Source organism: Mesorhizobium sp. B4-1-1 (assembly GCF_006439375.1).
Taxonomy (GTDB): Bacteria; Pseudomonadota; Alphaproteobacteria; order Rhizobiales; family Rhizobiaceae; genus Mesorhizobium.
Genome location: NZ_VFTH01000048.1, coordinates 1 through 8,715, shown reverse-complemented (window position 1 = coordinate 8,715; position 8,715 = coordinate 1). Strand labels below are relative to the sequence as shown.

7 protein-coding genes are annotated in these 8,715 nt (G+C 61.7%); 2 read left to right on the top strand and 5 right to left on the bottom strand.

Translation table 11 applies throughout. The annotated features are described in order from the left end of the window. Positions 1 to 658: 658 nt before the first annotated feature. Together FJW10_RS30220 and FJW10_RS30215 are read right to left on the bottom strand one after the other, a co-directional pair. The gene (locus tag FJW10_RS30220; protein ID WP_140902761.1) at positions 659 to 1,324 is read right to left on the bottom strand and encodes a response regulator transcription factor; all 666 of its coding nucleotides are present in this window, start codon (positions 1,322 to 1,324) and stop codon (positions 659 to 661) included. 20 nt (positions 1,325 to 1,344) lie between these two features. Beyond that, positions 1,345 to 2,418, bottom strand: a complete 1,074-nt coding sequence (locus FJW10_RS30215; protein WP_140902760.1) for a histidine kinase — start codon at positions 2,416 to 2,418, stop codon at positions 1,345 to 1,347. A gap of 443 nt (positions 2,419 to 2,861) precedes the next feature. Between FJW10_RS30215 and FJW10_RS30210 the strand changes: the two genes are divergently transcribed. Together FJW10_RS30210 and FJW10_RS30205 are read left to right on the top strand one after the other, a co-directional pair. Then, a complete protein-coding gene (locus FJW10_RS30210; protein ID WP_140902759.1) occupies positions 2,862 to 3,125 on the top strand; it encodes a hypothetical protein in 264 nt (87 codons plus the stop codon). A 91-nt stretch (positions 3,126 to 3,216) separates the two neighbouring features. Then, complete coding sequence (locus FJW10_RS30205; protein ID WP_246674412.1) at positions 3,217 to 3,618, top strand: hypothetical protein; 402 nt, start codon at positions 3,217 to 3,219, stop codon at positions 3,616 to 3,618. A 184-nt stretch (positions 3,619 to 3,802) separates the two neighbouring features. On the opposite strand, the gene FJW10_RS30195 is transcribed toward FJW10_RS30205, so the two are convergent. From FJW10_RS30195 to FJW10_RS30185, 3 genes are read right to left on the bottom strand one after another with little or no spacing between them, the layout of a single operon-like run. Further along, complete coding sequence (locus FJW10_RS30195; RefSeq protein WP_140902757.1) at positions 3,803 to 5,083, bottom strand: cytochrome c; 1,281 nt, start codon at positions 5,081 to 5,083, stop codon at positions 3,803 to 3,805. A gap of 7 nt (positions 5,084 to 5,090) precedes the next feature. Beyond that, positions 5,091 to 5,636, bottom strand: coding sequence for a (2Fe-2S)-binding protein (locus tag FJW10_RS30190; protein WP_140837528.1), 546 nt, complete (start codon positions 5,634 to 5,636; stop codon positions 5,091 to 5,093). Further along, complete coding sequence (locus FJW10_RS30185; protein WP_140902756.1) at positions 5,633 to 8,458, bottom strand: molybdopterin cofactor-binding domain-containing protein; 2,826 nt, start codon at positions 8,456 to 8,458, stop codon at positions 5,633 to 5,635. Before FJW10_RS30185 ends, FJW10_RS30190 begins: the two co-directional genes overlap by 4 nt. Positions 8,459 to 8,715 lie beyond the last annotated feature (257 nt).

The following is an 8,715-nucleotide window of genomic DNA, read 5'->3' as shown; positions in this document are numbered from 1 at the left end:
GGCTTCGGATCCGTTCGCGGATGCGGCTCCATCCGCGGCTTTTGCAGCTTGCTCGGCGCCTTTCATGTTCTTTCCTCCAGTTGTCCAACCCGCCGCCGTGGAAAGTTACCACGATGAGCTATACCAACTCTTAAAATCACTTTACGGCGATTGACCTATACCGATCAGCGGCTGGCGCTGTATCCATCGTGATCTCAACGACCGGTATGCTGCCGGTCCGCCCTTGCTCTTTTACCGCATACACCAAGCTGACCCCCTGCGCCGAGGAATATGACCTCCATCGTTGTCGATCCTGACGGTCGTCAGGTGCCCAGCCCGCCGAAACGTCTTAGCCATCCATCGGTAAACCTGCGAGGCAACAGCAGGCTGTTCTTATGACATGAGATTTCGATCGAAGTTTTTCGACAGTCTTCAAATGCAAAGTGTATTGTCAGGCGACCGTCAAAACAGTGACCTCAATCTCCTTGCCGAAGCACCGGCTGGCGCCGGCGGCTACCAGGGTGTGCTCGCCATGGTGCAGAAGTCGAGTCTCGGCGCCCCGCGTCGAATCCTGACTCAGTGCCCAACTCCGCAATTTCCAGTACCCCGCCACCGGCAAGCCAGTGCGGATGGCGTGAATGTTATCCTCTCGACCGGGTCAAACTCAGATCGGTTCAAATCACTTCACTGCCCAGATGGCCAGTTCGGTCCGGTTCTTGGCGCCGCACTTCTCGAGGATCGTGCTGACGTAGTTCTTGATCGTCCCCTCGGCCAAATGCAGTTGGGCGCCGATTTCGCCATTGCTCTTGCCTTCGACGATCAGTTTGAGGATTTCGTTCTCGCGCGCGGTGAGGTCGCCGCGCAACGGCGCGCTCGCCGGGGCGTGGCGCGGACGCAATCGCTTGAATTCCTCGAGAATTTTTGCGGCGACACCGGGTGAAAGCGCGGATTGGCCGTTCGCCACGGTGCGGATCGTCGCCGCGATCTCGTCGATCCTCGAGTCCTTCAGCAGATATGCCTTGGCTCCGGCGCTGACAGCCTCGAAAATCAGCTCGTTGGTCTCGAACGTGGTCAGGACCACGATGCCGGTTTCCGGAAATTCGCGCAGGATACGCTGGGTCGCCGTGACGCCATCGGCGCGCGGCATTTGCAGATCCATCAAGACGACGTCCGGACGGTACCGGCGCGCGAACTCGATCGCCTGCTCGCCGTCGGCCGCGGCGCCGACAATTTCGAAATCGTCGTTTTGCTGGGCAAGCAGCGTGGCAAGGCCTTCCCGGATCAATGTCTGATCCTCGGCGATCAGCACGCGTATCCTTTCGGATTTCAGGCGCGGATCGGTCATCTTGCTGCACCCCCAGCTTTCTACGCACCCACGACGCCGGACCGGTCGCTCGTTGCCGACACGGTCAGGGGAAGGGATGTCCGAACCAGCGTGCCCGCCCCTGGCGCGCTTTCCACCGCGCATTGTCCTCCCGCGAGCTCGGCGAATTCGGCCATTCCAACCAGCCCGAAATGTCCCTGTCTGGGGACGGTCCCGTCAAAGCCGCGCCCGTCGTCGCGGACATCGACGATGAGCCTTGCGCCAGCTTCGGCTCTTTCCACGACCGCGTCGAACCGGACCCGTCGCGCCTTCGCATGCGCCTCGACGTTGCGCAACGCTTCGCCGAGGATGCGCCGAATCGTCGACGCGTGATCCTGCAGCCCGGGGCGGGCTGCGTCAGCGATTTGCGTGGAAACCTCGATGCCGGTCTGCTGCGCGAAGTCCGACAGCATCTTCTCGACATCCGAACCCGGTTCGAGGTCGTCGGGCATCCTGAGCCGGGCGATGGCGTCGCGCGCCCGCGCCAAGCCGGTTATCGCGGCTTCCTCGGCAACCGCGAGCCCGTCCGAAACACGGGCTGGATCGGTCGCCAGGAAATGCCGTGTCAGCCGGATTTGCGTCAGCAGCGCGACGATCGAATGCACGAGCGTGTCGTGGAGGTCGCGCGCCAGGCGAAGGCGCGTGCGGGCGAGCGAGGCGAAGCGCACCTCGGAATTGGCGGCTTCGAGCTGCTGCTCCATCAAGCGTCGGGCGCGCCGCTCGCTTTCGAACATGATCTCGGCCTGGCGCGCCGTGAAGTCGGGCATCGCGATCACGACATAGTGCGATCGATCGCCATTCCACAGGATGACCGCGGTGACGGGGCGGTCCAGCCCCGGCAATTCGGCCCGAACGCCCGACAAGGCGATCAGATCGCGGCGTCCCGCGGACAAGGCCGCCATCTCGGCCTCCATCCCGACCAGGAGCGTGCACAGGCAGCAGTCCGCTCCAAGGGCGGGGAGCCACTCGACCAGGCGCCCAACTTTTTCCTGAACTGTCCTGTCGGCCCGCAAAACAGCAAGCCCGATGACTTCCGCTTGCGCGGCCGGCAGTAATTCTGTGCCGATATCGATCATTCGTTCTCGCAAAAACAGCCGCAGGGCGCGGCAGTCCACTTTGACGTAAGCCCGAACCGGCCGCAAACGAATATGACTTTCGTCATCATCGCCCCTGACTTTCGGCAGATGTGCTCTTCAACGCGAAAAGCTAGATTGAAACAGATCAATATTGGTTTAATGCTTTAAAATGACACGGCCCTCTCATTTTACGGCGACCCTTACGGCTTCCAGAGCCGATTTGCGGCGATTGCTGCGAAGGGAGAATATGGAAGCGACTTCGTCGTCAATCGACTTTCCGATATTGGCGATCTTCGTCGCCTCAGTCGTATTAGCGACAGTCTCGCTGATCTTTGTGCTGCTGATGATCACGTAGGGACCGTTTTGAGATCGGCTTTGCCCGGTTTCGTCTGAGGCTGGGTACCCCAAGGGCATTTTGCGAGCGCAATTGAAGGGAAACGGACATGGCGCGGCCGCGCATCAATGGTCCGCAGCGTGCGGCAAACAACCCCAACTATCCCGACGATTGTCGGCAAGCTTTGGAGCCGCATTTCCAAAGCCTTCTCATGGCTGCCGCAAGGGCGGGCTGGGCGCCGGCCGAAATCACTCGCGCGTTGTTGGTGATGGCCGCCGATAGTTACTATGCCCATGCGCCCGAAGATGATCCCCTAGCGTTTCGCATAGCTAGTGAAAGGGAAACGGGCGCCGTCAAAGCGCCCTTGGGATAGGACATGAGGTTCGTGAGCGGGAGAATTCCGGGCAGTCACGCTTTTGGCAGGCTGTGAATAACCTGCACGTCTTGATTGCACGACGCGGCACTTGGCGCAAAGTGCATTTATGGCGGCGGCTGAATCGGTTCTGTTTGAAATGGCGGTCGGAAATGTCCGATCGCTGCCGTTGGGCTTTGCAGAAAAAGCAACCGAAATCGCCCGTCAGACATCAGGTCGGCTGCTGTTCGAAATCCGCCTGGACGGTGATGCGCACTATCAGCGGGTTGCCGCCATAAGCTATGCGCGTGGAGAGATAGGCATACTCGTCTTGGACAAGGACGGCGCGTCCGTCAGGTCCAGTATCGCCGGTGGCGGCTTCGCCAGCTTTATCGAACCATTGGAATGCTGGAGTAACCTGCCGCTTCGGGACCAGGCAAACAATGATATCCGGGGACACGCAATCCTTTTCATAGCAGCCCTGCGCAATGCCGGCTGTGCGCCTCTCCGCTAGGCTTTGAATGAAAGTTGCCTGTGGATATTGCCGATCCGTTTGGGGCTCGTGTCAGCATATTCCGGGCGCCGACGATGGAGACAGCATTGTACAGCGATTTTCCGGCCGTACGGCTGCATCTCGACAGAACCTACCGGTATCTGCGCGGGAATGACGAAACGAGCCGGGCGACGGCCCGCCCGCATTATTGCGCACGCATTTGTTTGATCTCTTCCTTCGATACTTTCGACCCCTGATCGCCCCAGGTTTCGCGCATCCAGTTCACGAGGTCAGCCAACTGGCGGTCATCCAGTTGGTCGGCGAAACTCGGCATCGGCTGCATGCGTTGCAGCCCGGGAAAGCGCTGGGCCGGGATCCCATCGGCTATAGCACGCACCAAGTTTCGAGCGCTGGTCAATCTCAGCGATGCGTTGGTGGCAAGTGGTACTACAACATGCGGGATGCCCTGGCCGTCGATGCCATGGCAACCGGAGCATAGCGCGAGATAGGTGGGTCTTGCCGACGCCACGAGTTCGGGGGCGACCTCGACCGGCGGCGATGGAGCCGGCGCCTGTCCCTTCGACACGTCGTCGAGATCGAACAGATAGGCCGACAGGGCGTTGAGATCGCCGGGGGTCATATATTGCGTCGAGAAATGCACGACCTCGAACATCTGGCCCGTCATCGCGCCCTGGGCCGAAATGCCCGACTTCATGAAAGCCGCCAGCACCGAAGGACCGAAGCCCATCCGCGTCAATCCATCCTTGGTGATGTCAGGCGCGTGAGCGCCCTCGAACTCTGAACCCTGGAGATAGGCGTTTTGCCTCATTCCTTGCACAACATTGCGCGGCGTATGGCATTCGCCGCAATGGGCGAGCGCGTCCGTCAGATAGCGCCCGCGATTCCAGTCGGCCGAGCGCGCCGGCTCCTCGAGCGTGACATGGGAGGACAGGTTGACGAGATTCCAGAATGTGAGGCTCTGGCGGATGTTGAACGGAAAGCCGAGCTCGTTTTGCCTGTTCGCGACCTTCATCGGTTCGCGCGTCATCAGATAGGCATAGACAGCATCGACATCCTCTGGCGTCATCTTGCGGTAAGAGGCGTAAGGCATGGCCGGGTAGAGATGGCCGTGCTTGCCCACGCCGTCACGCACGGCCCGATGGAATTCGGCGCGGGTCCAACCGCCGATGCCGCCGTCCTTGTCCGGCGAAATGTTGGTCGAATAGATGGTGCCGAAGGGCGTCTCGAATGGCAGGCCGCCAGCCCAGGGCGCGCCGCCCTTGGCGGTGTGGCAGGCATAGCAGTCGGCCGCCACGGCGACATAGGCACCACGCTTGGCGAGCGTCTTGATCTGGTCGGCAGTCAACGGCTGGTCAATGTCCTTCCCGACGACGCTTTTCTCGAACAGGCCAGCGAAAATCACGCCCGCAACGACCGCCCCCAGCACGATCGCGCCGGCCATGGCCCAGAGCAGTTTTTTCATCATGACCGCGCTACGCTTTCACCAAACCGGGTGTTTTGAGCGCGAGATCTCGCACCGCCTCGAAGTAGCGCACATAGCCGGTACAGCGGCAGATGTGCTTGCCGAGCCCATCCGTGATGGCCTGATCGAGTTCGGCGCGGGGCACGGGCTTGCGCTTGAGCTGGTCCATGAGAACGGTCGCCGCGGTCACGAAACCGGGCGTGCAATAGCCGCACTGGAAGGCAAAATGCTCGATGAAGGACTGCTGGACCGGCGACAGTTCCATGATCGCGCCGCTCGCGTCGCGCCTGGCATGACCTTCGACCGTGCGCAATCTCTTGTCCGCGAACCAATGCGCACCGGTGATGCAGGTGCGCATTTCACCGAGCGAGCCGTCCTCCTGCTCCACGATCACGGTGCAGGCGTGGCAGATGCCCTGGCCGCAGCCCATGCGCGAGCCCGTCAGGTTGAGATACTCGTGGAGGAAGTCCTGCATCATCATCGCTTCGGGCACGTCGATCGGGCCGACGGGCTTGTCGTTGATGGTGAGCGAGAGCTGCTTTGACACCAGTGTCATGCCAGCGCCTCCAGGATCTTGTCCGAAGTGATCGGCAGGCGGTAGAACCGCTTGCCGGTGGCGTGTGCGACGGCGTTGGCGATGGCTGGGACGACCGCGATCATCACCACCTCAGCCATGCCCCTCGGCGGGTCCGTCTCGGACAGTGCCGGCAGGATATCGACGGTCTGCGACCACACGGCGACATCCTCTGCCATGGGAAGCTCGTAGCGGTTCCAGTTCCAGGTCCCGTCGCCGGGGCCGTCCTCGTAGAGTGGCAGATACTCCTTGAGCGCATGGCCGATGCCCATGGCAAGGCCGCCCTGGATCTGGCCGGATACCAGTTCCGGTACGATCTGCCTGCCGCAGTCCATGATGGAATGATGCGAAAGCAGAGTGACGTCGCCGGTTGCGGTGTCGACGACCACCTCGGCAAGGGTGGCCATGGGCGTATAATAGGTCACGCCGGCATTGTTGCGCTGAACAGGCGGGTAGAAAACCGTTTTGCGGTCCACGAACTGCCAGCCGTCCAGTGTCATGAGCGCTTTGCGTTCGTCGGGCGCACCCTCGCCATATCGGACTGCCAGCGCGTCGATGGCGAAGCGATATTGTCCGGCTGAGCCGAGATCGAACTCCGCTTCGGCCCATTGCCAACGATTGAAGGTGTGGACGGTCACACCCGTGACGAACCCCTGCCGATGCGCCTCCGCCGCGATCTCCGCAAGGGAGAGGGGCTGCAGGCCCGCGGCGTTGACCATCCCGCCGGCGAGCCGCAGGTCGTCGCGCCGCACCGTCTCCGGCGCCATCTGGCCACCGCCGATGCCGCGCGACCACAGCGCCTGTGCCGCCGGCCAGATGGCAAGGTCGATCAAAGCTCGCGCCGCCTCGCGCGTGGCGTGGCCGAGATAATAGACGCTGTTGGAAGCGCTCATCGGCGAAGTGAACGAGGGAGTCCATCGCGGATTGAGCTTTCGCTGGTCTTCCTCCGACTGCGACAAGGTATAGGGCTGCTCGGTGGTTTCGAGCGGCATCTGCGCCCACCGGACCTTGCCGTATTCGGTCTCGTCCGGCGCCACGCCGAGGATATCGGCCACCATGATGGCCTGCGAGGTGGTCGCGCCGGTGCCGATCTCGTGCGCGACATGCGCGAGCTTCACGCGTCCTTCGGCATCGAACTCGATCGTGGCGAGCGCAGCCTCCGCTCCCGTGCCGTAGTCCTTGTGCACATGACCGTAGCCGACGCCGTATTTCTTGCCGGGATTGGACGCTTCGAAAGTCGCCTTCTTCTTCGCGCGCTCGCTCCACAGCGGATGTTCGCGCGCCCTGGCAATGATCTCCTCATGGCGCATCGCACCGGCCGGTATGGCGCCTTGCGTGTTCTTCATGCCCGAGCGCAACACATTCCTCAGCCGCAGATCCATCACATCCATGCCGAGCAACTCGGCAATCTCGTCGACCATCATCTCCGTCGCCGACATGGTTTGCAGGGTGCCATAACCGCGTGTCGAACCGGCATCCACGGCGCGCGAGGCTACCGTTGCCGCCGAGAAGTCGCTCTTCGGCAGGTAGTAGATCGATTGCGCCGCAGTCGCCCCGACAGCACCAACGGAGGCCGAGAAATTCTCGCGTCCGCCGCCGTCGTTCTTGTAGGTGCCGGTCATGGCGCGGAACTGCCCCGTCTTGCGGTCGACCACCAGCACGTTGTCCATCCAGAAGGCGTGGCGCTTCAATCCCATCTGGAATTGCTCGTAGCGGTCGTTGGCAAGCCGCACCGGCCGACCCTCGCCGTAGAGGCCCGCCAGCACGCAGTAGAAGGGAAAGATGGCGTGGTCCTTCGTACCGTAGCCGACGGTATAGCCGACCTGGAGATCGACTTCCTTGAGAGGGTACTTCGACTTCGACACCATGTGAGCCGCAACCTCGGCGACTTCGTAGGGCGACTGTGTCGCGATCATCGCATGCAGGACACGGGTCGCCGGATCGTACCAGATATTGCCGTTGTCGGCCTCCATGGCCGAGGCATCGGTCGACTGGGAGAAGAAGCTGCGCTTCAAAACCAGCACGTCGTCGCCGGCGGTTGCAATCTCCCGTTCGATTTCGAGCGCGGCGGCCATCCCGCGCGCCATTGCGTCGCCATTACCAGCTGCCGGCCATTGCGGATCATCGCCTTTGAAGCCTGCGCGAATGACCGTGTCCTTCAGTGATGAAAATCGATCCTCGGCATAGGGATCGCCACTGTCGATGCGGATATAGCGCGTCGCGGAATAATTGGCCGGCGTGGTGGGGGCTGCCTTTCCGCCATAGCGCACGACCGTGTCGTCGAAGCGCACCATACGCTTGGCCGCGTCGTAGCGAGCGAAGTCGTGATAGATCAGCAGGGCTACAGGCTGGCCGAGCAGGCGCGCCGTTTGCTCCTTCGGCACCAGGAAAACGTCGCCGTAGAAACCTGGCACCGGAATCTCGACGCCATCCGCGACGAGGTCCTCATGCATCACCACCCGGTCCGGCTTGAGGTCGTCGCCCAGCACCTTGAGATCGATCCTGGCGAATGCCTGGTCCGTTCTGGTCGCATGCAACAGAAAGGCATGCGATTGTTCCTTCGGCCATCCTTCGAGATCGCGGGCGCGGTAGTCGCGCGTGAACGCCTTTTCGCCAGTAACTTTGGCCATGGCGTCGAGGCGGTATTTCGGCTTGGCGTGGCCGTTCAGCCAGTCAGGACCCGGTCGTGGCGGCGTCTCGATCAACTGCGCCTCGGCCCTGGAAGGAAGGAATGAAATATTGATCGCAACGCCGGCGACGGCGCTCGCCTTCAGGAAATCCCTGCGCGAAAGGGCCGCTTTCATGACACTGCCTCCGTAAAGTTCTCGGGTCGCCCCATAAATTGCCTTCTACATCATGGCCCGTCCTACAGCATGGCCCGTCGCGAGCAACCGCGCTCTCCGAGAGTTACCAAGATGCATGGACGACGATCCATCAACTTTCAACATCAATCCGCGCCACCTCTTTCCGGGATCGAACAGTTGAGGTTGCCAGCTTGTTGATCATGTCCTGGGTGATGAGGCAGATGCCTTTCTCCGACACGCGAAAACGCTTGGCGTCG

What these genes read in the sequence shown, in the direction of transcription:
- FJW10_RS30220 (WP_140902761.1), bottom strand. Translation starts at nt 1,324, where the DNA reads ATGACCGATCCGCGCCTGAAATCCGAAAGGATACGCGTGCTGATCGCC.
- FJW10_RS30215 (WP_140902760.1), bottom strand. Translation starts at nt 2,418, where the DNA reads ATGATCGATATCGGCACAGAATTACTGCCGGCCGCGCAAGCGGAAGTC.
- FJW10_RS30210 (WP_140902759.1), top strand. Translation starts at nt 2,862, where the DNA reads ATGGCGCGGCCGCGCATCAATGGTCCGCAGCGTGCGGCAAACAACCCC.
- FJW10_RS30195 (WP_140902757.1), bottom strand. Translation starts at nt 5,083, where the DNA reads ATGATGAAAAAACTGCTCTGGGCCATGGCCGGCGCGATCGTGCTGGGG.
- FJW10_RS30190 (WP_140837528.1), bottom strand. Translation starts at nt 5,636, where the DNA reads ATGACACTGGTGTCAAAGCAGCTCTCGCTCACCATCAACGACAAGCCC.
- FJW10_RS30185 (WP_140902756.1), bottom strand. Translation starts at nt 8,458, where the DNA reads ATGAAAGCGGCCCTTTCGCGCAGGGATTTCCTGAAGGCGAGCGCCGTC.